Source organism: Alteromonas sp. G5_S2_22_S1 (assembly GCF_054968525.1).
This window is the reverse complement of sequence record NZ_JBQKUJ010000007.1, coordinates 1-23,449: the sequence shown is the minus strand read 5'-3', so window position 1 is coordinate 23,449 and position 23,449 is coordinate 1. Positions and strand designations below refer to the sequence as shown.

The window sequence follows — 23,449 nt, the reverse complement described above, 5'->3', positions numbered from 1 at the left end:
CTTAGCAGAGAAATTCGCGATTTTGTCGCTAAGATACCAGAAAATTTGAAATACACGCGTTGGTTTGATGAGGGGGAATAAAGCACGCAGTATGCTTTAAAATATTGGCATACTGCGTGTTTAGTAAAGCGTTAATCACCCCTCACAAGATGCTTTCTATGCTTCTTAGTGACGGAAGTGACGCATACCTGTGAACACCATGGCAATGCCGTGTTCGTCAGCGGCATCAATCACTTCTTGGTCGCGCATAGAGCCACCTGGCTGAATAACCGCTTTAATACCCGCCTCAGCAGCAGCGTCTATACCATCGCGGAATGGGAAGAAAGCGTCAGATGCCATAACAGAGCCTGCCACTTCTAGGTTCTCATCTGCCGCTTTAATGCCGGCAATTTTTGCCGAATACACGCGGCTCATTTGGCCTGCGCCCACGCCTACTGTCATGCCGTCTTTGCAGTAAACAATCGCGTTAGACTTCACGTATTTTGCGACTTTCCAGCAGAACATAAGGTCGCGTAGTTCGTCTTCGCTTGGTTTACGCTTAGTCACAACTTCTAGGTCTTCCATTTCAACCATGCCGAAGTCGCGCTCTTGTACTAATAAGCCGCCGTTGACACGCTTGAAGTCATAACCTTCAGTAAGCTGACCTGCCCAGTCGCCACATGCTAGAAGACGTACATTTTTCTTCGCGCTTACTACTTCTTTCGCTTCATCACTAACTGTTGGCGCAATAATCACTTCTACAAATTGTCGGTCAACAATCGCTTGTGCTGTTTTCGCATCAAGCTCGCGGTTAAACGCAATAATGCCGCCAAACGCAGATGTTGGGTCTGTTTTAAACGCGCGATCGTAGGCAGTTAGAATATCGTTGCCAATCGCAACACCACATGGATTAGCGTGCTTAACGATAACGCATGCTGGCTCTTCGAATTCTTTAACGCACTCTAGCGCTGCATCGGTGTCAGCAATATTGTTAAACGACAGTTCTTTACCTTGAAGCTGCGTAGCAGTAGCAACCGACGCTTCTTGAATGTTGTTTTCAACATAGAACGCCGCTTCTTGGTGGCTGTTTTCACCATAGCGAAGGTCTTGCTTCTTAGTCAGCTGCATGTTGTAGGTGCGCGGGAATTCACTGTGCTGGTGGTCACAGTCTGCCTCGCATCCTGTGCTGTCTAAACGCGCACCAAAGTAGTTGGCAATCATACCGTCGTATTCAGCCGTGTGTTCGAACGCTTTAATGGCTAGGTCGAAACGGGTGCTGTATGTCAATGAGCCGTTGTTGTCGTTCATTTCAGCTAAAACGCGAGAGTAGTCAGACGCGTTAACCACGATAGTCACGTCTTTGTGGTTTTTAGCTGCCGCGCGAACCATGGTTGGGCCACCGATATCAATATTTTCAATCGCATCTTCAAGCGTGCAGTCTTCGTTTGCCACGGTTGCAGCAAACGGGTAAAGGTTAACCACCACAAGATCGATAGGCGCAATGTTGTTTTCTTCCATCACCGCTTCGTCAACACCGCGACGAGCAAGAATACCACCATGAATTTTCGGGTGAAGCGTTTTAACACGACCAGCCATAATCTCTGGGTGACCTGTATGATCAGACACCTCTTTTACAGGTAAACCAGCTTCAGCCAGGAGTTTTGCGGTACCGCCCGTCGACAGAAGCTCAACGCCAGCGTTATGCAGCGCTGTCGCGAAATCGAGGATACCGGTTTTATCAGAGACACTAAGAAGAGCACGTTTAATTGGTTTTGGTGTTTGCATAAATTTTAAGTTTCTAATGTTGTAGTGTTGAAACAAAAAGAGCACCGATTGGTGCTCTTTGGTGGGCGAAGCCCTTGGAATCTTAGTTCATGCCGTATTGCTTAAGCTTCTTGCGAAGTGTGCCACGGTTGATGCCCATCATGATAGCGGCGCGTGTTTGGTTGCCGCGAGTGTAAGTCATGACTTCTTCTAGAAGCGGCGCTTCTACTTCAGCCAGTACCATTTCGTACAGGTTGTCGATGTTTGCGTTATCTAATTGCTTTAGGTACTTGTTAACCGCTTGCTTTACAGAGTCACGCAATGGCTTTTGCGCTTGCGTTTGTGAAGGCGTAGTTACTGTCGTAGTAAAAGGTGAAGTCACGTTTTGATCGAACATAATACTGTGTTGCTCTTAAGTTAGTCATCACTATGCTGCGGGAGAAATCTGTCGGGTTTCTCGAGTCTGCAGCGCTTGAAAATATGCATTTAGTGCATCGAGTTGCTCATTTGCATCATCGATAGCGTTAAACGTTTTACGAAACTGACGATCCGTATCGTGCTCCGAGAGATACCAGCCCACGTGCTTACGGGCAATTCTTACACCGGCTATGTCGCCATAAAAATCCTGCACATTGGCTACGTGCTCGTGCAAAATCTCATATTGCTCTGACAGCGGCGGTGGTGCTAGGTTCTCGCCCGTTTCAAGATAATGTTGGATTTGGTTGAATATCCAAGGCTTACCTTGCGCGCCGCGACCTATCATTACGCCATCTGCACCAGTGTAATTCAGCACCTCTTGTGCTTTCTGTGGAGAGGTAATATCACCATTTGCAATAACAGGAATTGAAATTGCCGCCTTTATTCGACGTATGGTGCTGTATTCAGCCTCTCCTTTATACATACAAGCTCGCGTTCTGCCGTGAACTGCAAGCGACTGTATGCCGTTTTGCTCTGCAATGCGGGCAATTTCTACCCCATTGCGATTTTCTGGATTCCAGCCGGTACGAATTTTCAGTGTTACGGGTACATCAACAGCATTAACGACTGCTTTGACGATTGCCTCCACCGTATCTGGGTACTGAAGCAAAGCAGAGCCTGCCAGCTTCTTGTTGACCTTTTTCGCAGGACAACCCATGTTGATATCGATGATTTGCGCACCGTTATCTACATTAAATTGTGCTGCTTGAGCCATAAGCTCAGGGTCTGCCCCAGCTATCTGTACAGAGCGAATGCCTTCTTCGCCCTCATGGTTCATGCGCGCTTGTGACTTGGCAGTGTTCCAAACCTTCGGATTACTCGAAAGCATTTCGGAAACAACAAGCCCTGCACCCAAGCGTTTGCATAGTTGACGAAACGGTCTATCAGTCACGCCAGCCATGGGGGCCAACATCAAATTGTTTTCTAACTCGTAAGGTCCAATTCGCATTGTTAGTTGTATAGCTCGCCATCTAAAACTGCACAGAAATTATACACCCGGCTAAAACGGGGCGCTAAGTGTACGTGTTTTCGCAATACTTGAAAAGGCTAAAAATCACACAAAATTTCACTTGGTGGTCTTGACAGTGAAAAAAAACTGTCACATTAGTAAGCTAACGGCATTTTTTAGTTTAATTATTGTACGAAGGTCTTACAGCCCACGTGCTAAAAGGGCTGTAATGTGAAAAAAATTAACAACTATTCAGGGCGGGTTTGTTTTTTCTGAATGTTTTTTTCAATACAAGCCGCCTTTCGCAAAAGGCGGTAGTGTAAAAATTTGCCGAATTAACGAGAGGGTTTAGCGTTTCGAACCCGAGACTCTGGCCCATTCGCCATCAATCGCGCTTGGTTCTAGAACAATATCTTGTGAGTAAGCGTCTTCTATCTTTGATACTTGTTCAGCAAGTATGCCAGAGAGCACAAGCAACCCTTTAGATTTACAGTAGTTGGTAATCACGCTTTGAAGCTCTAAAAGCGGGCCCGACAATATATTAGCCATAACCACATCGGCTTCAAGCTCGGGCTGGTCTTGTGGAAGGTAAACATCGAGCCTGTCTTCGACACCATTGCGGCGGGCATTTTCTTTCGTTGCTTGTAACGCTTGAGGGTCGATATCGACTCCAACTACACGCTCGGCACCTAACTTTAATGCTGCTAGGGCTAAAATACCTGAGCCGCAGCCAAAGTCGACTACTGTTTTACCGGCCATATCTATGCCGTCTAACCAACGTAAGCAAAGGGCCGTGGTAGGGTGTGTACCTGTACCAAAGGCAAGGCCTGGATCTAACATAACGTTTACGGCATCGGGGTCGGGTACATCACGCCAACTTGGACAAATCCATAAACGCTCGCCAAACTGCATTGGATGAAAGTTGTCCATCCACTCCCGCTCCCAGTCTTTGTCTTCAAGTGGTTCTAGCTTGTATTTGAAATCAGGCCCAAGCACTTTCGCTTTCCCTAAGCGCTGCAGAATGCTTTTCATATCCGCATCCGCTTCAAATAACCCTACCACCTGAGTATCCGGCCACAACATTATTTCACCCGGCTTGGGTTCGTACATGGGGGTGTCTTTCGCATCGACATAGGTGACAGCTTGAGAACCATTGGCGCTAAGCATATCGCCAACTGATTCTGCATATTCAGATGAGGTGTTTATTCTAAGTTGTAGCCAAGCCATATTTATCGTTCGTTGAGACCTTTGAGGCTATTGTACCTTTGGATTGCATGAAACAAAATGCAAGTAAGCCAAAAGATACAAGTTAGGTAAGGGAAGAGGCAAGGCCATATTCTTAATAAATAAAAATAATTAAAATGTTAATCTTTTGTCGAGTTGTGCGATGTTAAAAAACGCCTATAGTGAAGCGGGCTGTGTGGTTTTCAACCCAATAGGAACCGTATGCGTATACTTTTTTTACTGTGTTTAGTGTTTACCGTCATACCTTCTAGCGCAAGGGACGTCGACGTGGTGGTTGGATGGAATAAGCCTCCTTACGTTATTTCACAAGAGCACTCGGGGTTTGAAGTCGATTTAATTCGCGCTATTTTGGCCGATATGGGCCATAGCCTGTCTCCTATTTATGTTCCCTTTGGGCGAACGAGTAGGTTGCTTAAAGATAACACGGTAGATATTGGCCTAACGCTAAATTCAGCGCATAGCGTAGATGAAGCTATCTTGACAGACCCCTATATTATTTATCAAAACGTCGCGGTGACTCGGGCTGATAGAAAGCTTGAAATAAATAGTATTGAAGATTTGCGTGGCAAAAGTGTTATTGCTTTTCAAACCGCTCAGTCACTTCTTGGAGAAGCTTTTGGTGAGATTGTTTCAGCGCAGCCCACCTATATAGAGATGGCAAGACAAGATAGGCAAGTAGACATGTTGATGCTAGGCAGTGTAGATGTGGCTATTCTCGATAGAAATATCTTTAATTTCTTTAAGTCTGAAAGTCGTGCCTATGCCGATGACGACATTGTTTTTCACGAACTGTTTCCTATCTCTAGTTATAGTGCCGCCATTCCTGACCCAGAATTAAGAGCAACATTTAACGCCACGCTTCACGCTTTTATTGATGATGGGCGTTATCAGAAGCTGCTAGATAAATATAAACTGGATAATCTTCTTTATAAGCTGCCAACCCCAGTAACTCAGTAAATACACATTTTATTGTGTAGCCAGTGAACTATTTCTGATACAACGTATAACAAACTATCATTACTCTAACGTCTGTGACTTGCTGTTTTTGTTTAACAGTAAAAAAACAGGCACTGGGATTATGCGTTAAGGAAAGATTTATGTTGAAGCAGTGGTATTTACTGGTCGCTGCCGTAATTTGTACGGCGTGTGTTTCTCACTCAACCCCCTCTAACTCAAACCAAGCGAACGAAACGCAATACTATTTGGGTAAACCCGCACATCAGCAAGCACAGGCTATTGCCAGTGGCGAGATTACGTCTGCGGCCTTGGTAAAAGGTTATTTAGCGCGTATTGAACAGCTAGATGGCAAGGTAAATAGTGTGTTGTCAGTGAACCCCAATGCGCTAGAAGAAGCGAATGCTATTGATAAGCAACTGGCGAACGGCAAGACGCTGGGCCCGTTAGCAGGTATACCTGTTTTGCTGAAAGATAATATCGAAAGCGATGAACTGCCTACAACGACGGGCTCGATGGCGCTACTTAACAATAACACTGGGCGAAATGCACCCATTGTGGCAAAACTGAAAGCAGCCGGTGCCATTGTTCTGGGTAAAACTAATTTATCGGAGTGGGCAAATTTTCGCTCTGAATCATCAATAAGTGGTTGGAGCGCGGTAGGCGGGCTTACTCGTAACCCGCACATGCTATCGAGAAGTGCCTGTGGTTCCTCGTCGGGCTCGGGAGCGGCTATGTCGCTGCGCTTGGCGTCCCTCGCCGTGGGTACGGAAACCAATGGCTCTATTATCTGTCCAGCTTCTATTAACGGAGTGGTAGGTTTCAAACCAACCGTAGGTTTACTTTCTAGAACCCATATTGTACCTATCTCATTTAGCCAGGACACCGCTGGGCCAATGACATCGAGTGTACAAGACGCGTGGTTAATGGCCTCAGTTATGGCTGGCGCCGATAAAAACGATAGCGCAACTAAAAACGCTGACGACCACCTTCTTGAAGTCCCCTCTTCGTCGCTGCTTGCCACAGACTTAAAAGGTAAGCGTATTGGTGTGGTGCGCTACCGACAAGGTGATAACCCTCACGTATTGGCTGTTTATGAAAAAGCGTTAAAGCAGTTGGAAGCATCTGGTGCAACCCTCGTAGATATCAGTGATTTTTCTCAGCCGGATTCCTTTTGGGCAGATTCATACAATGTGTTGCTAAGCGAGTTCCATCACAGCATTAACGAGTACCTGTCGAACTCTCCTGCATCGCTTCCCGCTAAAAATCTGTCTGAGCTCATCGAGTTCAACCAGGCTACACCCAGAGAGTTAGCGCTATTTGACCAAGATATCTTTGAGAAGTCCTTAGCCTCTTCTGCTATCGACAGTGACGAATACAAACGTGCACTGCGTCTTATCCGAGATACCGCTGGGGAAAACGGTATAGACGCCTTATTGTCAAAGCACAATGTTGACGTATTGGTTGCACCTTCGAATAGCCCTTCATTTTTAATTGATGGCGTATATGGCGACCACTCACCAGTGGGCTTCATCGGTATTGGGTATTTGGCCGCTATTGCCGGTTATCCGCATTTAACTGTGCCTGCTGGGCAAGTAAAAGATCTTCCGGTAGGCATTAGTTTCATAGGCGGCAAATGGCAAGATAAGAAAGTGCTAGAAATAGGCAGCATTTTTGAAGCAAAACACGGCTTTTTTATCAAGCCCGGTTTATTACCCACGCGCTTTGATAACCCGCGTTTAAAAGGTATAGAAGCAGGCCTTAGCGACCCTCGTTAAGCATTTGCCGCAAGGGAGTGAATACATCCTTCAAGCAATAAAAAAGCCCTCGATAATATCGAGGGCTTTCAATCGTCTATCAGCGTGGCCGCTATCTTAGCCCGGCTTTTTAACCCAAGCACTACACCAGCCATCCGCATTTACCAGCTTATTAGGGAAAATGTTACAAGGACGGTATTGTTCACCATCAGCTCCCTGCACGTACATGCAGTTAGCGCACTTTGAACCTTCAACGGTAGACGACGGTGTGTAGTTTAATGCTTTCGCTGTTGGGTCGTCGGCACTTAGCTGTTCTTGAGCTTGTGCGCGCAACGCTACACCACCTAGCGTCAGACCTATAACTGTAGAGCCTGATAACTTCAAGAAATCTCGGCGGTTTACAGATTTCATAACATTCTCCTTAAGGGATAGAAACGATAATGATTCTTTTTTATTCGGCGCTTTAAACGCAAAAACCTGCCCAAAGAGGCAGGTTTTATTACATATCTAAATACTATCTCTTTTTGAAAAAAGATCGAACGAAAAGTCGTATTTTCCTTTGATCTAGATTAAATAAACTTCAGAGTTCGATATGGCAGTAGCAACCCTTATTGATGCAAATAAGACCGAAGTTGCGCTAAAAGGTTCATTTTTGCGATAAATCTACGCCCGGCTTAGCGTAGGCAAACTGTGCGATACGCGAGGTACCGTGATAGCTGTCTAGCCCGGAGATGCACGCTGTTTTCGCTTGTTCGATATCGGCGTAACCTTCGGTATCAATAATTTCTTCAGGCAGAAAAAGTTCTTGAATCTCACCAATGACCATTTCGGTTTCATTTAGTAAGGTAAAGTGTTGCGCTACCTTAAGCCCCATTTTTATCTCACTCTCCTTAACGTAAGGGGCACTGAACGTTTCGCTAAACACAGGCGTTAAGCCTACGGCATCAAATTCACTGTCTTCTGGCGCGTAGCGTGCAGAGGTTTGGTGCGCTTTGTCTACCCAATCAGCTGAGACATGATTGAGTGTGTAGAAACCTTGTTGCTTAATATTGCTAAGTGTATCGCGCGTTACTGTGTGAGGTCGCATGATCATGCCAAGAAGAGGAGGGTTTGCGCCTACGTGAACAACAGAGCTGACAATAGCCAGGTTATTGGTTTGTCCGTCACTCGTCCCAACTAAGGTAGCTGACTTAAAACCTGATAGGCTGTTAATTAGGTTGGCCCGATAGCGCTGCGCTAGTGCATCTATATCACTGCGAGTAAACTGCTTAGTCATTCTCTCGTTCTGCCTCAATGTGTATATCGTCGGCGTCTTGGTATGCGGTTAACTCTATGGGTTGGCAGCATACCTGACAATCAAGAACCTGTACTTGACCTACGTCGTTAACTTCATCTATTTCCACATCGTTTGGTGCCATACAGTAGGGGCAAGAGAAGCCCATAGATCGGGTTAAGCTCATAATAGTTCGCCTTCGTAATCATTATTTGGTGTTATTACGTAATGCAAAGAAGACTGGATTTACTCACTGGCATAGAAGTGTAAGCGATAGGCGCGCCTAAGCGAGAGCGAGATTAGGCATACGCAAGCTAGATGCAGACGGAAGTAGATTTTATTAAAGGTGAATTGTGGTGAATAAGATAGGCGTATGCCCGTGCTGTAAAAGACAGACCCGTTTAACGTTTCATCATCTCATCCCCAAAAAAATGCATCGGCGTAACTATTTCAAAAAGCATTACACTAAAGCAGAGCTTCAATCCGGCATATATATTTGCCGGCAATGTCATAGCGGTGTCCACCGATTCTACAATGAAATGGCGCTGGCCAAACACTACAATAGTTTACAGCATCTATTAGACGATTCGCAGCTTGCGGCTTTTTTTCAATGGGTATCGAAACAGCGAGTGCGAGTTTAAACAGGGAATCAATAACTAAAATAGGCGTATTTAATTTGATTAATTGGGCTGTATAAATATACACTGTTGCCGATTTCATAGCCAAAGATGCACCATGCGAAAAGATTTACCGCCCCGTTATTACCTGACACATTTTCATGAATTTCTCGCGTTCTTTGAAGGGGCGAGCCAGTCGTTATTAAGCAGTGAAGCTGTGCGCTTTATCCAGCGTTTCAAAGCCCTTGATGAGGACAAGCAGTGTATTGTGGTTCGCGCGGCTAATCGCAAATATGCAGTGATAGATAGAATGCAGTTCAATTATGGTGAAATTGTTGCCCCTCAACATCAAATTGACTGTTTAATTAAGGACGGCTGGTTTGGCGATTTAACTCACGCTACGCTTAATGACATTGCTGGGGTTTTGACAAAAGATGCCCTGCTCGCGCTTTTGTCAGAATACGGCAGCATTCAAGGTCTTGCTTCTCAGAGAAAACCTAAACTCGTCAACTTACTTAGTGAGCAAATTACTGCCCGAGGATGGCCAGAAAGTTTTTCACTTGAAAGCTACTTAGTGTGTTTATTCGATAGTGCCCTGCGCTTCTTATTGTTTATTTATTTTGGTAACACAAAAAGCCGTTTAAATCAGTTTTCTATGCGCGACCTTGGGGTAATGAGAACACGCTCTGATTCTGTTACCGACACCGCGCGCTTTGAAAGTAAAGACGATGCACTGGCCGCGTGGTTTTATGCCAATCATTCAAGCCAGCTTGCCTTCTATAACCATGAGACATTGTTATCGCTTGCAGATAGCGAATTCCCAGAAACAGAAGGGGTGTCAGCCAGTTTTTATCGCGACCAGCTACTTTACGCACTAGGGCTTAAAGTACTTGAGGTTAACCGCGATAAGGGGCTTAACATACTGGCATTAGCGCAAAGCGATAAAGCAAAAGAAAAGTGGCTAAGAGAAAGCTATAAAGACGGTAACGACGGTGAAGTTCGACGCGCTTTAGAGCACATCATAGATAATCCCCAGTCAGATACCTTGCTGGCTTTTGCGGAAGACTTTTATGCCCGCAAATATCATAAAAAGCGCACCAGCACCGTTACCGACATGCTGAGAAACGCAAGTAGAACCTTAGCCATAGATGTTAGTCAAAATCAGCAGGTAGAGCGGGGAGTGCTGGCGCATTATGCCAGACAGGGAGTTCAAGGGTGGCGAACAGAGAACCGTTTATGGCGCAGTTTGTTTGGCCTCACTTTTTGGAAGCAGCTTTATGAAGAAGATACTCTGGTCACGGAATTTGATAGAAGGCCGCTGTCGCTGAAGCAAAATAATTTTTATGCAAAGTTTGAAGATAGCATCGAGACTTTACTCGATGCGCTTGATAGCAAAGAAAAGCTGCGCTTTCACATACATAAAATGGCGACCCAACACTACGGTAAAGTAAACAGCTTATTTATGTGGTCGAGCCATTTGCTGACTCCTATTGAGGCGCTTATAGAGCACGGTTCGCTGAGTGCGATATACGCATTACTTCGCATGATGAGCAAAGACTTTGAAAGCCTGCGAGACGGTTTTCCCGATATTATGGTATTGGATGATTCGCTTCGCTTTGAAGAAATAAAGGCGCCGGGCGATCAACTGCGCCGGAATCAATTGGTTTCTATTCAGCGTCTACAGCAAGCCGGATTCGACGTGGCTGTTACCACGGTAAATTGGGTTCGCGACCCAGCGCAGCCCTATGTTGTGGTAGACATTGAAACTACGGGCGGGAATAACAGCTATAACCGTATTACTGAAATAGGCATGGTTAAGCTAGTTGGGGGAAAAGAGGTAGATAGGTTTCAAACCTTACTCAGCCCACAGCGACGAATACCAAGTAGTATCACGCGTCTTACGGGTATCTCTGACGATATGGTTGCCGATGCACCGCTTTTCGCAGAAGTAGCCGATCATATCGCCAGCTTTACCGAAGATGCTGTGTTTGTCGCGCATAACGTAAATTTTGACTATGGGTTTATTAAACAGGAATTTGCGAGATTAGAGCAGTCGTTCAGGCGGCCTAAAATGTGTACTGTGCGGGAGATGCGCCGCACCCACCCGGGGTTATCTTCTTATTCATTGGCAAACCTGACTAAGCATTTTCATATCGACATGGAGCAACATCACCGCGCGCTAAGCGACGCTAAAGCGGCTGCAGAGCTTCTTAAGCTAGCATTTGAGAAAGATGATGAAGGCTTCAGTGTTGGTGATAATGTTTAGCTTTATCGCAGGCGCTTTTCACGGGCCATAACTGAACGAAATGACCTTTAATATAGTATTTATTGGGGGTTAAGTATGTATGTTGAGACGTTAGAGATGGCATTATCAGAAGAACAAGAGTCACGCATTATTGAAATGGCGTGGGAAGATCGCACGCCGTTTGAAGCAATCGAGCGCCTGTTCGGACTACCTGAAAAAGAGGTGATCAAGCTCATGCGCAAAAATCTTAAGCAGAAAACGTTTAAGAATTGGCGAGAGCGTGTATCTGGCAGAAAAACCAAACACGCAAGCTTGCGTCCTGAAGGCGTAGACAGAGGTTATTGCCCTTCACAGTATAAATATAAAAGTGCAAATAAGTAGCGCGCAAATAGCGCCGCCGCAATGCTTACCTATTTTCGCAGCGTAATATTCGCGCATGCCTTTATAAACATCACTTTTTTGGCGTCGGTATTGTGGTGATTGGCAGCAGAAAGGCAGTAAGCTGTTGGCGCAGTGGCGTCGGAAATACGATGGTATTTTCTGACTGCAAAATACCTTTAGCATGATGAACCTGACGCAATAAATTGTGGTAGGTGTCGTTATTTTGCTGAACGTCTTCGACTTTCTCCATCATCAAATCGATAAACTCGGCCGGTGAAAGATCGTCGTGCTGCCTTATCTCGAAAGCCAATGCTTTAATGACGTAGGCTTCCCACTCTTTTCGATAGCTGTCTTTCAAGCGTTCGGGATATTGGGCTAGATCTGCAATATCTTGGGCAAAGTCAACAATATCCAAAGGCTCATCTAAGAGCACCCTAAAAGCGAGCAGAGTTTCATCTGAAAGAAGGGAAATGGGAAGCGTTTCTTTAAATTGGGCGTATCGGCTAGGCACAAAAACACCTTTTTTGGGTAAATCACTATCTACGCGCTGAAAATATCAGCCCTACACTTTGATTGTAATAAAAGCCGCATGGCGAATAAAGCCAGTGACATTAAAAATACGTAATCCACTACGTTTGAACCCCTTGAAGCGACCACCCGTAATCTATTATGCACTGTTAAAGTGTGTACGCGTTCTTGCTGTTTGGCCCATCGTTTGATGGGCCTTTTTTATTTGTTGAAAATTGCGCTTAAAACGCCACTTTAACGCCCGCAAGTAAGCGGCTTATGCTATCTACGACATCGGCCCTTACAAACCACTCTACTTCATGCTTTTGTAAAATTAAGCCGCTGAATTCAAGTGAGCCGCCATGGCCGGTACCAAGAAAGTCTTCGATAAGTTCCGCTCGGGCCCCGAAATTTCTATTGATATACGAGTAATAGGCGAAGTATTCAATGGGGTAGGCTGTATCGAGAACGTTCGTGCTAAACACGCCACTTTTGCCTACCACAATTTTTGCAGCACCTTTATCGGTGCGCTGTACCCACTCTATAAATGCAGTGTCTTGTTGGTTGATACGAAAGCGATACTCTCCTCTAACAAACGTGCCGTCTAGCATGCGTTCGAAACTGGCTTCATAGCTATGGCGCTGCCCCATATTCGCCGAGTATTCCACTTCAAAGTATTGATCTTCCCCGCCTACACTTAATGCCTCATTGGCTTGTGCATTAGCTAATTGGCCCAACACCACTTCTATGGCCGAGTCGTTTTTCAACTGCTTTACATGGCGAACTCCAGTTATCCAGCCGTCTTTTGATAGGCCGGTAGAAGAAACCCTGCCTTTGTAAGTAGGAATAACACCTAGCTCGGTTTTTCCAGAATGGGTTTCGTGCCTTAAGTAAAGGCGCCTTGCGTAAAAGTAACCCGTACTTTCTTTGCCAAAAGTATTGTGGCTAGAAGAAAAATCTTCACCTGTAACGATAAAGCTATTGATAGACCATGAAGCGTTTAGCGCAATAGACGGGTAATAGCGCAGTCGATATTGTTCGCGGCTAGGGCGGTTGGAGCGATTGTCGTAGCGTACCTGAATATCGAGTTTCTGTGAGAAGGTGGGCGCTATTTGTTCTCCAAACGCTTTGGTACCAGTAATAGTGATGAGCAGTAAAACAAATAAGAAAGGGGGTCGCACCTGTCTAGCCCTAAACAACGTAATTAATTGGTTTATACATTAAATCTAATTAATTAGTGCATACGCAACGTCGTTTAACGCAAAAATTGCAAAAAAAAGCCGGCAGGGATGCCGGCACAAGTGGAGTGGGACTCCAATAAGGGTAAACACACAAAAAGATTGAACTTAGGGAGATGTCTTAAAACTTGTATGCAGTATAAAGCGGTATATTAAATAGTAAAATCGTTAAAATTTGATTGTGCTAATCGGAAAAATAGAACACGCTGAATAGCGAATAGCGAATAGCGAATAGCGAATAGCGAATAGCGAATAGCGAATAGGGGTATGAAAGGGAGAAAATTGGGCTACACAAAAAACACCGTGTAGCCCAAAGGGGGGATTAGGCTAAACCTAGCTTCTTCTCTAGGTAGTGGATGTTGGTTCCACCTGCGAAGAAGTTTTCATCGGCCATAATGGCGCGCTGAAGCGGGATATTCGTTTTAATACCTTCAACCACAATCTCTTCAAGTGCATGGCGCATACGAGCAATCGCTTCGTCGCGGCTTTCACCATAAGTGATAAGCTTACCAATCATTGAATCGTAGTAAGGCGGTACGTGATAGCCCGCGTAAATATGCGACTCCCAGCGAATACCTAAACCACCCGGCGCATGGAACATATCGATAGGACCAGGGCTAGGAATAAAGGTTTGTGGGTCTTCTGCGTTAATTCGACATTCAATAGCGTGGCCACGAATTTGAATTTGCGACTGATCAATTGACAGTGGCTGACCTGCGGCAATGCGAAGCTGCTCTTTAATAAGGTCAACGCCAGTGATCATTTCAGATACTGGGTGTTCTACCTGAATACGGGTATTCATTTCAATGAAATAAAACTCGCCGTTTTCGTATAGGAACTCGAAAGTACCTGCGCCGCGATAACCAATTTCGATACAGGCTCGACGGCAGCGATCGCCTATTTTTGCACGCATTTGCTCAGAAATACCCGGTGCCGGTGCTTCTTCAACCACTTTCTGGTGACGACGCTGCATTGAACAGTCACGCTCACCTAGGTGAATGGCGTTACCTTGTCCATCGGCTAGTACCTGAATTTCTACGTGACGCGGGTTTTCAAGGAACTTTTCCATGTAAACCGTTGCGTTACCAAAGGCTGCGCCAGCTTCCGCTTGCGTGGTCTCAATGGCCTTTACAAGTTCACTTTCGCTGCGAACTACGCGCATACCACGACCACCGCCGCCGCCAGCGGCTTTAACGATGATTGGGTAACCAATGCGCTTTGCAATGGCTCTGTTGCGCTCGGCGTCGTCTGTTAGCGGGCCGTCTGAGCCAGGTACACAAGGTACGCCAGCTTTTTTCATGGCGTTGATAGCAGAAACCTTGTCGCCCATAAGGTTAATAGTTTCAGCTTTAGGGCCAATGAAAATAAAGCCGCTCTTTTCCACCGCTTCAGCGAAGTCTGCGTTTTCCGCTAGGAAACCGTAACCAGGGTGAATAGCGATTGAATTTGTGACCTCGGCCGCCGCAATAATGCGAGGAATATTAAGGTAGCTTTCGGTTGCCGATGCTTTACCAATACAAATTGATTCATCAGCTAGCAACACGTGCTTCAAGTTTTTATCCGCCGTAGAGTGCACGGCTACGGTTTTGATGCCTAGTTCTTTACAGGCTCTCAAAATACGTAGGGCAATCTCGCCACGGTTAGCTATAAGTACTTTATCTAGCATAGTTAAGCACTCGCTTATTCAATGATGAACATAGGTTGGTCGAATTCTACAGGGTCTTGGTTTTCAACCAAGATTGCCTTAACCACACCTGCTTTATCTGCTTCAATTTGGTTCATCATCTTCATTGCTTCAACGATACACAGCGTATCGCCAACTTTTACTTGCTGGCCTACTTCTGCGAACGGTTTAGCCGTAGGAGAAGACGCACGGTAGAATGTACCTACCATTGGAGACTTAACTACGTGACCATCTGGCTGAGCAGGCTCGGCAGCGGGCGCTTCTGACGCGGTAGTTGCAGCCGCAGCTGGCGCTGGGGCCATTTGTGGTGCAGCAGGGGCAGCAAAGCTGTAATTCATAGGTGCCTGAACACCAGTAGGACCACGGTGGATGCGTACAGACTCTTCGCCTTCTGTGATCTCTAGCTCGGCAATGCCAGATTCTTCAACTAGCTCGATGAGTTTTTTAATCTTTCTAATATCCATGTTCTGTCTCTGCGTTATTTTTGCGATTTCGTTAAATTGATTGCTGCAGTTAGCGCGAGCGAGTAACCCATGGCACCAAGGCCAACAATGACGCCGGCTGCAACATCAGAAAAATAGGAATGGTGACGAAACGGCTCACGGGCGTGAACGTTCGACAAATGCACTTCAATAAACGGGATATTGACACTTAACAACGCGTCGCGAAGGGCGACACTGGTGTGCGTGAAGGCAGCAGGATTAATGATAATGGCGTCGACAGAACCCATAGCGGCGTGCACACGTTCGATCAGCGCGTGTTCCGCGTTAGACTGAAAATGCGTTAACGTCACGTTGCTCGACTCAGCTTGCGCCTGCAAATCATCCACGATGTCTTTCAGGGTCTGTGTGCCGTATTTGTCGGGTTCTCTTTGGCCTAACATGTTTAGGTTAGGGCCGTTTAATAACAAAATATTCATTAGTTTGCTGCTATCTTCGGGAAAATGTCATTGTTATTGCCATTTCAACAAACTTTTATGACAGTTGCACGAAAAAAAGCCAATTTATTTGCTCGTTTATTAGATTAACTGCTGATTATAGTGATAGATAAAGATTTCGCAGCAAAATACTGGTCTAATCAGGTGTTTTCGCCGCAAAGTTTGTGTGCGGATTTGGCCTGAAAGCGCAGCATGCTGCCTTATTGAGAGGTGTCGGTGAGTGAAAAGGGAACACTGACGTATTTACCGTGGAATTTGGCTACATAAATACCAAAGTGAAGGTGAGGCAAAGAAGAGAAGCCCGTATTTCCCGTATAGCCAATCAACTGGCCTTGCTGTACGGTTTGCCCTCGTTCTACCACGACGCCTTCGTGCTTGAGGTGGTAATACTCACCCGTAGTGCCATCGCTATGCAAAATGGCGACATAGTTGGCGTGTTTAGCTAATCGACTGTGCGGCCCACCCTTCGTGCCATCGTCTTTGGTATCTATTACCACTCCGGCTCGCGCGGCCAAAATAGGCGTACCCACGGGCGCGGCAAAATCTAATGCATACCGCGATGCTCCCGAATGACTGAAGCTGCCGTTAAAGCCTTGAACAATGCGGTATGCGCTCGCTGGCTGTAAAGGGGAGTAATAAGCATAATCGGGGTCATGCTGGGCATCAATTTGCCCTGCCGTCCACTTAACGCGCATAGTGTGCCAGAAAGCGTTCGCGTTTTTTACCACACCTAAAGGCACCGCATCATCCGTATTTAAAAATGCATTTACGTGAGCCTTGGGCTTAAGGGCTTCTAAGCTAGATGGAATTTGAAACAGCTTATCTGAATACAAAGTAAGCGCGACGGGCATCGCAATTTTTCGTTTTACTGAGACTAAATAAAGTGAATCCGACGAAGGGGTAAGTTCAAAGCAGAACCGAGCCTTATCAAAGCACCCCGACGTTTTCACCTCTGTTTCAGCGAAAGTGGGCGAAGGCCGTAAAAGTGAAACACACAAAAAGGCTAAAAATAAGAAGCTCGCTCTAAGGCGGCCCTTATCGCTAACAATAAAGGCCGGATGGCAAGTACTGTGTGATGACAACCTAGTTACCGGGCTCATGCTTGCTGTCACGAGTTACGGGTGCATCGTTAAGCCATTCGTTTACGTGACGGGCAAAAGCATCTGCTTTCATAAAACCTGTCACCCGGGCTTTAGTCAGTTCATCGCCGTTTGCGTCGAAAAATAAAATAGTGGGAAGGCCGAGCACGTTAAAAGTATCAAAAATCTCCTGCCGCTCAGGGGTGTTGTCGGTAAGATCCATTTGCATCCAAACCGTATTGCTAAGCGCTGAAACCACTTTTTCGTCTGGGAAGGTGTATTTCTCAAACTCTTTACACGCCACACACCAGTCGGCGTACAAGTCGACCATCACGGTTTTTCCTTCCCCGTTGGCTGCCGCTATTTTATGGCGTAAATCAGTCAAATCTCTTGCCACAACAAACTCTGGGTGGCTCGAGTGGACTATCTCAGCGTGCTCGCCCCAAAGACCAGTATTGATACCCGCCTGATAGGTAAGCCCGGCGCTGCCCATAATACCCATGGCCACAATAACCGCGCGGGCAAGTTTCATTAACGAGTTTGGCGAAGCGCGATTAATAACCCAGTAATAGCCGAATAAACCAAAGCCAAGTAGCGCCCACAAAAATGCCGTGTATGGGCTGGTGTATAAGCGCTCAATAAACACAATAGCCACAGCAAGCATCATAAAGCCGAATGTCACCTTAACTACATTCATCCAATTACCGGCTTTTGGTAAAAGCTTACCCCCTGTCATGCCAAACAAAATAAGCGGTACGCCCATACCAATACTCAGTAAGTAAAGGGAAATGAAGCCCAGCGTCATATCGCCAGTTTGCGCAATGAATAACAATATGCCGGTGAGCGGGGCGGTAGTACAGGGCGAAGCAATAAGACCCGACAGCACACCCATAACAAACACGCCTGCGAAACTGCCAGGCGTTTGGCTGTTACTCATGTGAGTGAGTTTTTCTTGATACTTCGCCGGAAGCTGGATGTCGAAACCACCAAATAAGGCGATGGCGAGGGCCACGAAGAGCACAATAAACACACCCAATATCGCGGGATGTTGCAGTGCGGCCTGAAACTGCGCGCCTGCTACGGCGACCACCAACCCCAACAGCGAATACGTTATTGCCATACCCTGCACATAAATAAAGGTTAGCCAAAATGAATGGGACGCGGTTTTTGGTTTACCCTGACCAATCACAATGCCCGACACAATGGGATACATAGGGAACACGCAAGGAGTAAACGCCAAGCCCACGCCTAAGGCAAAAAAGAGGGCGAGGGTAAGGGGCAGGTTATCTTTATCGATAAGCTTTTGCGCTAAATTAAACTGTTCACTTTGCAGGGATGAAGCGGCGTTGTTCTCGTCACCTGCCGGTTGCGTTGTTGATGCGTTACTTCCCACCTCGTTTAAGTACACCACTTTAATGGTGGGCGGATAACAAAGACCCGCATCGGCGCAGCCCTGATAGCGAACTTTTACTACGCCATCACTATTGGCATAGCTGATAGGCAAAGTGATAGATACCCTGTCGTAAAATACTTCAGACTCGCCAAAAAATTCATCTTCAATCATGACGCCGCGGGGAAAAGTCGGGTCGCCTATCTCTGCTTGTTTTGAAACGAACTTAAACTGCTTAAGGTATAGGTAATAACCGTCGGCGATATCGAAAGTGAGGGTAAGTGTGTCTCTTTGCTGATTAAAATCGAAAACAAAGGCCTGATCGACGTCTAAAAATTGTGGTTCATCTACAAAAGGGTCGTCAAAGGCGCTAGGCATCTGAGCGAAGGCTGGTGCACTAAGCAGTTGTGATAAACACAACACCGACACTATCAGTGCCATAAACCGGCGCCAAAGTGGTGCCGATTTACTTGAAAATTGAGTAAGGGTAGTCATAAAGTTACAGCTCATTTTTATCGTGTTTTATTCAAGCATTATTGTTGTAGTGTCGTTTGCAACCATTGGCCATATGCGCTGCTTGCTTCTGTATTTAGTTCCAACCATTCAGGCACGTCATAAGGGTGTATTTCACTCACTTTTTCAAATGCCTGCAATACGTTTTGGGTATTGGTTTTAATTAACAGCTGGCATTCCGCATCAACTTCTACCTTGCCCTGCCATTCGTAAACAGACTGAATGCCTTTAATTATGTTCACACATGCCGCAAGCTTACTCTTTACAAGTGCAGTAGCAATGTCTTGCGCTGACTTTTCATCGGGTGTGGTACACAACACAAGTTTAATTGTCATTGGCTAATCCTAGCGATTTTCCGCAAGCCTCGGTATGGCGTATACGGCGGTTTATTAGACCTTAATACGGGCCTTATTCTTTCACGACTCAGTATACCACGCTCGTTATCGGTCGCTTTAAGTGGCTAATTAAGCGAAAGGGTGGGCACCTTTTCTTGTTATTACGTACAAAGACCCTATAACAGGTTATGAATACATGAAAGAGGAAGCGTTTTGCGGGTTTTATTTTTACTGTTTGCCATACTGCCTATTTTAGAAATAGCGCTATTGATCAATGTAGGTAGCATTATTGGTGGCTGGAATACGGTGGGTTTAGTTATTCTATCGGCGTTTATTGGTGCTTATTTTGTTAAACGCGAAGGCGTGAGTACGCTGCAAACCGCGCAAGAAAAAATGCAGCGAAATGAAGTGCCAGGAAAAGAGTTAGTAGAAGGTTTAATGTTGGTTGTGGCTGGGGTTCTTTTGGTTACGCCGGGCTTTATTACCGACATTTTCGGTTTCTTATTAGCTATGCCGGGGTCTCGCCACTTCTTCGCCGCACAAGTGAGTAAGCATATGAAGATGCGCGTCGTGGCTCCGGGCATGGGGCCGGGTATGGGCCCTAATGGCGCAGGCTTCAATCAGGGGGAATCCCCTTTTGGACAGACCCCATTCGGCAACGGTCCTCAATCGCACCAACAAGGTGATGATGTCATTGAGGGGGAGTACACAGACAATACCACTAACGACCGAGATAAGCGTTTAAAATAACGCGTCCACCGCTTTTCTCAACTTTCCTTTTTACTCACGTTATTAGCGTCGTTTACCACGATAAACGGCGTTTACTTGTTTAAGAAAAATAAGTATTTAGTGAAAAAATCAATTTTTTTACATTTTTTTGTTTAAAAACCCTTGAAGTTATCAGGGTACTACCCCATCTATCCGTGCAGAAACGATTTTAACTGCTCAGCAATGAGCAACCCAGGCACACAACATTCAGGCAGTCTGAGTGTTGGTAATCACACAACTTTGAATAGTGGAATTTTCAGGAGACTTGAAAATGGCAATTCGTCCTTTACACGACCGCGTAATCATTAAGCGCGCAGAGCAAGAAAGCAAATCTGCAGGCGGTATCGTTCTGACTGGTTCTGCAGCAGAAAAATCTACACGCGGCGAAGTAATCGCAGTAGGTAACGGTCGCATTCTTGAGAACGGCGAAGTTAAAGCGCTAGACGTTAAAGTTGGCGACACCGTTATTTTCAACGACGGTTACGGCGTTAAAACAGAAAAGCTGGATGGTGAAGAAGTACTTATCCTAAGCGAAAGCGACATTCTAGCGATTGTTGAGTAATTACAACTAACGTTAAAACGAATTTTAGAGGAATTTAATCATGGCAGCTAAAGAAGTACGTTTTGGTGATGACGCTCGCAGCAAAATGCTAAAAGGCGTAAACACACTAGCTAATGCAGTTAAAGTAACACTAGGTCCAAAAGGCCGTAACGTTGTTCTAGACAAGTCTTTCGGTGCACCAACTATCACTAAAGATGGTGTGTCTGTAGCGAAAGAAATCGAGCTTGAAGACAAGTTCGAAAACATGGGCGCGCAGATGGTAAAAGAAGTCGCGTCTAAAGCGAACGACGAAGCGGGTGACGGTACAACTACTGCAACCGTTCTAGCGCAAGCTATCGTAACTGAAGGCCTTAAGAGCGTTGCGGCGGGTATGAACCCAATGGACCTTAAGCGCGGTATCGACAAAGCGGTTATCGCGGCTGTTGAAGAGCTTAAAGCCCTTTCTACTGACTGTGCAGACAGCAAGTCTATCGCACAGGTAGGTACTATCTCTGCAAACTCTGACGCAGAAGTTGGCGACATCATTGCTCAAGCAATGGAAAAAGTGGGTAAAGAAGGTGTTATCACCGTAGAAGAAGGTCAAGCACTTCAAAACGAACTAGACGTTGTTGAAGGTATGCAGTTCGACCGCGGTTACCTATCGCCATACTTCATCAACAACCAAGAAAACGGCACCGTTGAACTAGACAACCCGTTCATCTTATTGGTTGACAAGAAAATTTCTAACATCCGCGAACTACTGCCTACCCTTGAAGGCGTAGCGAAAGCGGGTAAGCCGCTAATGATCATCGCTGAAGATGTTGAAGGCGAAGCGCTTGCTACACTAGTAGTTAACAACATGCGTGGTATTGTTAAAGTTTCAGCGGTTAAAGCTCCTGGTTTTGGTGACCGTCGTAAAGCAATGCTTCAAGACATCGCTATTCTAACTGGCGGTACTGTAATCTCTGAAGAGATTGGTCTTGAGCTTGAAAAAGTTCAGCTAGAAGACCTTGGTACTGCTAAGCGCGTAGTTATCAACAAAGACAACACCACTGTTGTTGACGGTAACGGCGACCAAGAAGCAATTGAAGGCCGTTGTGCACAAATCAAAGGTCAAATTGAAGAGTCTTCGTCTGACTACGACAAAGAGAAACTTCAAGAACGTCTTGCTAAGCTTTCAGGCGGTGTTGCAGTAATTAAAGTTGGTGCAGCAACTGAAGTTGAAATGAAAGAGAAGAAAGACCGCGTAGAAGATGCACTACATGCAACGCGTGCAGCGGTTGAAGAAGGTGTGGTACCTGGTGGTGGTGTTGCACTAGTACGCGCAGCTGCGAAGCTTTCTGAGCTAACTGGCGACAACGAAGACCAAACAGTAGGTGTTAAGCTTGCACTACGTGCAATGGAAGCGCCTCTACGTCAAATCTCTATCAACTCAGGTGCAGAAGCATCAGTAGTGGTTAACGAAGTGAAGAACGGCGACGGTAACTACGGTTACAATGCTGGTAACGACACTTACGGCGACATGCTAGAGATGGGTATTCTTGACCCAACTAAAGTAACGCGCTCTGCACTACAGTTCGCATCATCAATTGCTTCACTAATGATCACTACTGAAGCAATGGTAGCTGAACTACCTAAAGACGAAGCTGCGCCAGCAATGCCTGATATGGGCGGCATGGGCGGAATGGGCGGCATGATGTAAGAATCGCCCTGCTTTCTAGGCCCTTATAAATCAAGGGCTTACAAGCCTTCTGAGACTAACTGTGGTACGTTTTGTATCACGGTTAGTTTCACACCATTTCCTTAATCTCTTTTTACAATATTCCATCCGCTCCTCATTAGCTACCCTTAAATTTCACTCTATAAAATAAGCTCTGTAAGCGTCTCTACGATCTCGTAATGGGTCGGGTATGCCTATGGCTCAGTGACTCTCAAAGTCTTCTCATCGAGCTTCTCAGGATCTCTCGTGGGGTACAGGAGGGAGGGGGCGAGGTAATACCCTTCTTATGCGATTGCGGCGTTCCGTGATTCTCAAAAAAAACGTAGTTTACTTTTTGCTCACTTTTTCACCGCCACTCAACCTTAGTCAGAAGGCATTATTGACTCTAAACCTTGAACATAGCGTTTAACCAAACTGTCCTGTCTAACAGTTACGTCGACAGAAGTGCCACTATCGATTCCAACGAAACCATCCAGAGCAGCTACAAGGTAAGGGAACACGTATCTAAGATCTCCATTGCTTCCTCGACTAACAACAGTAGACTGCCAAACGGGTAATACTTCGCCAGTTAGTTGATATTCAGAAAGGTTTACCGCATATAGTTCAAGGTGACGAGTGTAGTTAGTTCTGGTGTTAGTATGTGTAGAATAACCAGTGACAGCCAAGGCTCTTTGTTGAGTCAAAGTCCCATTTAATTGTGTAGTCCCACCGTTATGAGTTGAAGTTGCATTAATAGTGTATACACCAGTTGGGGTTGTACCAAAGATGGGCATACTGTAAGTATACTGGCTCTGTTCTGGCTCACCTATTCCATACCCCACAAAGATAATTAAGTCTGGATTCTCTTTCTCTTGAGAATTCTTATAACCATTCTTCTGGAGTAACTTTTTGACGTAGCTTGAATACTCTTTGAACTGAAGGTCGTTAATTGAAACACTATTGGAACTTGGTATTAAGATGAAACTTTTGAAAGTAGAAGAATCTTCTGAGGCTAGGCTACTAACAGAAGTGTTAACTCGTGGAGTGTGGTCACCAACTTTGACGACACAAGCCTGAATAAACAAAACCGATAAGAGTAATACTAAACGCATGGTTA

General features: G+C 45.7%; 24 protein-coding genes. 7 read left to right on the top strand and 17 right to left on the bottom strand.

What is annotated here, in order from left to right:
* Positions 1-165 precede the first annotated feature (165 nt).
* From purH to prmA, 4 genes are all read right to left on the bottom strand, one after another.
* Positions 166-1,764, bottom strand: coding sequence for a bifunctional phosphoribosylaminoimidazolecarboxamide formyltransferase/IMP cyclohydrolase (gene purH / locus ACTRWF_RS09385; RefSeq protein WP_024017231.1), 1,599 nt, complete (start codon positions 1,762-1,764; stop codon positions 166-168).
* Between the two features lie 82 nt (positions 1,765-1,846).
* Positions 1,847-2,140, bottom strand: a complete 294-nt coding sequence (gene fis, locus ACTRWF_RS09380) for a DNA-binding transcriptional regulator Fis (RefSeq protein WP_012520109.1) — start codon at positions 2,138-2,140, stop codon at positions 1,847-1,849.
* Positions 2,141-2,170: 30 nt separating this feature from the next.
* Entirely contained in the window at positions 2,171-3,169 is a 999-nt protein-coding gene (gene dusB / locus ACTRWF_RS09375; protein ID WP_012520108.1) for a tRNA dihydrouridine synthase DusB, read from the bottom strand.
* Positions 3,170-3,517: 348 nt separating this feature from the next.
* Entirely contained in the window at positions 3,518-4,396 is an 879-nt protein-coding gene (gene prmA, locus ACTRWF_RS09370) for a 50S ribosomal protein L11 methyltransferase (RefSeq protein ID WP_012520107.1), read from the bottom strand.
* Positions 4,397-4,615: 219 nt separating this feature from the next.
* Between prmA and ACTRWF_RS09365 the strand changes: the two genes are divergently transcribed.
* Together ACTRWF_RS09365 and ACTRWF_RS09360 are read left to right on the top strand one after the other, a co-directional pair.
* Positions 4,616-5,371, top strand: coding sequence for a substrate-binding periplasmic protein (locus ACTRWF_RS09365; RefSeq protein WP_015068446.1), 756 nt, complete (start codon positions 4,616-4,618; stop codon positions 5,369-5,371).
* 140 nt (positions 5,372-5,511) lie between these two features.
* Positions 5,512-7,146 (top strand): amidase, encoded by a 1,635-nt coding sequence (locus ACTRWF_RS09360; RefSeq protein WP_462835460.1) that lies wholly within the window; start codon positions 5,512-5,514, stop codon positions 7,144-7,146.
* Positions 7,147-7,242: 96 nt separating this feature from the next.
* Here the strand turns inward: ACTRWF_RS09360 and ACTRWF_RS09355 are convergent, their stop codons facing one another.
* From ACTRWF_RS09355 to ACTRWF_RS09340, 4 genes are all read right to left on the bottom strand, one after another.
* Positions 7,243-7,536 carry a high-potential iron-sulfur protein gene (locus ACTRWF_RS09355; protein WP_012520104.1) on the bottom strand — a complete coding sequence of 98 codons (294 nt, stop codon included), beginning with the start codon at positions 7,534-7,536 and terminating at the stop codon, positions 7,243-7,245.
* A 235-nt stretch (positions 7,537-7,771) separates the two neighbouring features.
* A complete protein-coding gene (locus ACTRWF_RS09350) occupies positions 7,772-8,401 on the bottom strand; it encodes a flavin reductase family protein (protein WP_024017228.1) in 630 nt (209 codons plus the stop codon).
* On the bottom strand, positions 8,394-8,585 hold the full coding sequence (locus tag ACTRWF_RS09345; protein ID WP_012520102.1) for a zinc ribbon domain-containing protein: 192 nt from the start codon (positions 8,583-8,585) through the stop codon (positions 8,394-8,396). Before ACTRWF_RS09345 ends, ACTRWF_RS09350 begins: the two co-directional genes overlap by 8 nt.
* Before the next feature lie 278 nt (positions 8,586-8,863).
* Complete coding sequence (locus ACTRWF_RS09340) at positions 8,864-9,118, bottom strand: hypothetical protein (RefSeq protein WP_462835459.1); 255 nt, start codon at positions 9,116-9,118, stop codon at positions 8,864-8,866.
* 15 nt (positions 9,119-9,133) lie between these two features.
* Here ACTRWF_RS09340 and ACTRWF_RS09335 point away from each other — a divergent pair, with 15 nt between their 5' ends.
* Positions 9,134-11,281, top strand: a complete 2,148-nt coding sequence (locus ACTRWF_RS09335; protein WP_462835458.1) for an exonuclease domain-containing protein — start codon at positions 9,134-9,136, stop codon at positions 11,279-11,281.
* A gap of 96 nt (positions 11,282-11,377) precedes the next feature.
* Positions 11,378-11,641, top strand: a complete 264-nt coding sequence (locus tag ACTRWF_RS09330) for a TIGR03643 family protein (protein WP_041703668.1) — start codon at positions 11,378-11,380, stop codon at positions 11,639-11,641.
* A gap of 70 nt (positions 11,642-11,711) precedes the next feature.
* Here the strand turns inward: ACTRWF_RS09330 and ACTRWF_RS09325 are convergent, their stop codons facing one another.
* The 8 genes from ACTRWF_RS09325 to cutA all read right to left on the bottom strand — a co-directional run bounded on the left by ACTRWF_RS09325 (position 11,712) and on the right by cutA (position 19,324).
* Complete coding sequence (locus ACTRWF_RS09325; RefSeq protein WP_462835457.1) at positions 11,712-12,152, bottom strand: hypothetical protein; 441 nt, start codon at positions 12,150-12,152, stop codon at positions 11,712-11,714.
* A gap of 238 nt (positions 12,153-12,390) precedes the next feature.
* Positions 12,391-13,329, bottom strand: a complete 939-nt coding sequence (locus tag ACTRWF_RS09320) for a hypothetical protein (protein WP_012520097.1) — start codon at positions 13,327-13,329, stop codon at positions 12,391-12,393.
* Between the two features lie 379 nt (positions 13,330-13,708).
* Positions 13,709-15,052: an acetyl-CoA carboxylase biotin carboxylase subunit gene (accC, locus tag ACTRWF_RS09315; RefSeq protein WP_012520095.1), complete on the bottom strand. Its 1,344-nt coding sequence runs from the start codon at positions 15,050-15,052 to the stop codon at positions 13,709-13,711.
* Between the two features lie 14 nt (positions 15,053-15,066).
* Positions 15,067-15,534 (bottom strand): acetyl-CoA carboxylase biotin carboxyl carrier protein, encoded by a 468-nt coding sequence (accB, locus tag ACTRWF_RS09310; RefSeq protein ID WP_015068439.1) that lies wholly within the window; start codon positions 15,532-15,534, stop codon positions 15,067-15,069.
* Between the two features lie 14 nt (positions 15,535-15,548).
* Positions 15,549-15,989: a type II 3-dehydroquinate dehydratase gene (aroQ, locus tag ACTRWF_RS09305; RefSeq protein ID WP_462835456.1), complete on the bottom strand. Its 441-nt coding sequence runs from the start codon at positions 15,987-15,989 to the stop codon at positions 15,549-15,551.
* 218 nt (positions 15,990-16,207) lie between these two features.
* A complete protein-coding gene (locus ACTRWF_RS09300; protein WP_462835455.1) occupies positions 16,208-17,107 on the bottom strand; it encodes a peptidoglycan DD-metalloendopeptidase family protein in 900 nt (299 codons plus the stop codon).
* Positions 17,091-18,971, bottom strand: a complete 1,881-nt coding sequence (locus ACTRWF_RS09295; protein ID WP_462835454.1) for a protein-disulfide reductase DsbD — start codon at positions 18,969-18,971, stop codon at positions 17,091-17,093. Before ACTRWF_RS09295 ends, ACTRWF_RS09300 begins: the two co-directional genes overlap by 17 nt.
* A gap of 38 nt (positions 18,972-19,009) precedes the next feature.
* The gene (gene cutA / locus ACTRWF_RS09290) at positions 19,010-19,324 is read right to left on the bottom strand and encodes a divalent cation tolerance protein CutA (protein WP_462835453.1); all 315 of its coding nucleotides are present in this window, start codon (positions 19,322-19,324) and stop codon (positions 19,010-19,012) included.
* Between the two features lie 213 nt (positions 19,325-19,537).
* Here cutA and ACTRWF_RS09285 point away from each other — a divergent pair, with 213 nt between their 5' ends.
* The 3 genes from ACTRWF_RS09285 to groL all read left to right on the top strand — a co-directional run bounded on the left by ACTRWF_RS09285 (position 19,538) and on the right by groL (position 22,335).
* Positions 19,538-20,074: an FxsA family protein gene (locus ACTRWF_RS09285; protein WP_015068435.1), complete on the top strand. Its 537-nt coding sequence runs from the start codon at positions 19,538-19,540 to the stop codon at positions 20,072-20,074.
* A gap of 289 nt (positions 20,075-20,363) precedes the next feature.
* On the top strand, positions 20,364-20,654 hold the full coding sequence (locus ACTRWF_RS09280) for a co-chaperone GroES (RefSeq protein WP_015068434.1): 291 nt from the start codon (positions 20,364-20,366) through the stop codon (positions 20,652-20,654).
* Positions 20,655-20,694: 40 nt separating this feature from the next.
* Positions 20,695-22,335, top strand: a complete 1,641-nt coding sequence (gene groL / locus ACTRWF_RS09275) for a chaperonin GroEL (RefSeq protein WP_462835452.1) — start codon at positions 20,695-20,697, stop codon at positions 22,333-22,335.
* A gap of 380 nt (positions 22,336-22,715) precedes the next feature.
* On the opposite strand, the gene ACTRWF_RS09270 is transcribed toward groL, so the two are convergent.
* The coding region (locus tag ACTRWF_RS09270) for a DUF4136 domain-containing protein (protein WP_462835451.1) at positions 22,716-23,449 on the bottom strand (734 nt) is incomplete at its 5' end.

Coding starts and splice junctions, on each gene's coding strand:
- ACTRWF_RS09335 (WP_462835458.1), top strand. CDS start 9,134: ATGCGAAAAGATTTACCGCCCCGTTATTACCTGACACATTTTCATGAA.
- groL (WP_462835452.1), top strand. CDS start 20,695: ATGGCAGCTAAAGAAGTACGTTTTGGTGATGACGCTCGCAGCAAAATG.
- ACTRWF_RS09350 (WP_024017228.1), bottom strand. CDS start 8,401: ATGACTAAGCAGTTTACTCGCAGTGATATAGATGCACTAGCGCAGCGC.
- ACTRWF_RS09330 (WP_041703668.1), top strand. CDS start 11,378: ATGGCATTATCAGAAGAACAAGAGTCACGCATTATTGAAATGGCGTGG.
- ACTRWF_RS09355 (WP_012520104.1), bottom strand. CDS start 7,536: ATGAAATCTGTAAACCGCCGAGATTTCTTGAAGTTATCAGGCTCTACA.
- purH (WP_024017231.1), bottom strand. CDS start 1,764: ATGCAAACACCAAAACCAATTAAACGTGCTCTTCTTAGTGTCTCTGAT.
- prmA (WP_012520107.1), bottom strand. CDS start 4,396: ATGGCTTGGCTACAACTTAGAATAAACACCTCATCTGAATATGCAGAA.
- ACTRWF_RS09340 (WP_462835459.1), bottom strand. CDS start 9,118: ATGAAATCGGCAACAGTGTATATTTATACAGCCCAATTAATCAAATTA.
- ACTRWF_RS09345 (WP_012520102.1), bottom strand. CDS start 8,585: ATGAGCTTAACCCGATCTATGGGCTTCTCTTGCCCCTACTGTATGGCA.
- aroQ (WP_462835456.1), bottom strand. CDS start 15,989: ATGAATATTTTGTTATTAAACGGCCCTAACCTAAACATGTTAGGCCAA.
- ACTRWF_RS09300 (WP_462835455.1), bottom strand. CDS start 17,107: ATGAGCCCGGTAACTAGGTTGTCATCACACAGTACTTGCCATCCGGCC.
- accB (WP_015068439.1), bottom strand. CDS start 15,534: ATGGATATTAGAAAGATTAAAAAACTCATCGAGCTAGTTGAAGAATCT.
- ACTRWF_RS09365 (WP_015068446.1), top strand. CDS start 4,616: ATGCGTATACTTTTTTTACTGTGTTTAGTGTTTACCGTCATACCTTCT.
- dusB (WP_012520108.1), bottom strand. CDS start 3,169: ATGCGAATTGGACCTTACGAGTTAGAAAACAATTTGATGTTGGCCCCC.
- cutA (WP_462835453.1), bottom strand. CDS start 19,324: ATGACAATTAAACTTGTGTTGTGTACCACACCCGATGAAAAGTCAGCG.
- ACTRWF_RS09360 (WP_462835460.1), top strand. CDS start 5,512: ATGTTGAAGCAGTGGTATTTACTGGTCGCTGCCGTAATTTGTACGGCG.
- ACTRWF_RS09295 (WP_462835454.1), bottom strand. CDS start 18,971: ATGACTACCCTTACTCAATTTTCAAGTAAATCGGCACCACTTTGGCGC.
- ACTRWF_RS09280 (WP_015068434.1), top strand. CDS start 20,364: ATGGCAATTCGTCCTTTACACGACCGCGTAATCATTAAGCGCGCAGAG.
- fis (WP_012520109.1), bottom strand. CDS start 2,140: ATGTTCGATCAAAACGTGACTTCACCTTTTACTACGACAGTAACTACG.
- accC (WP_012520095.1), bottom strand. CDS start 15,052: ATGCTAGATAAAGTACTTATAGCTAACCGTGGCGAGATTGCCCTACGT.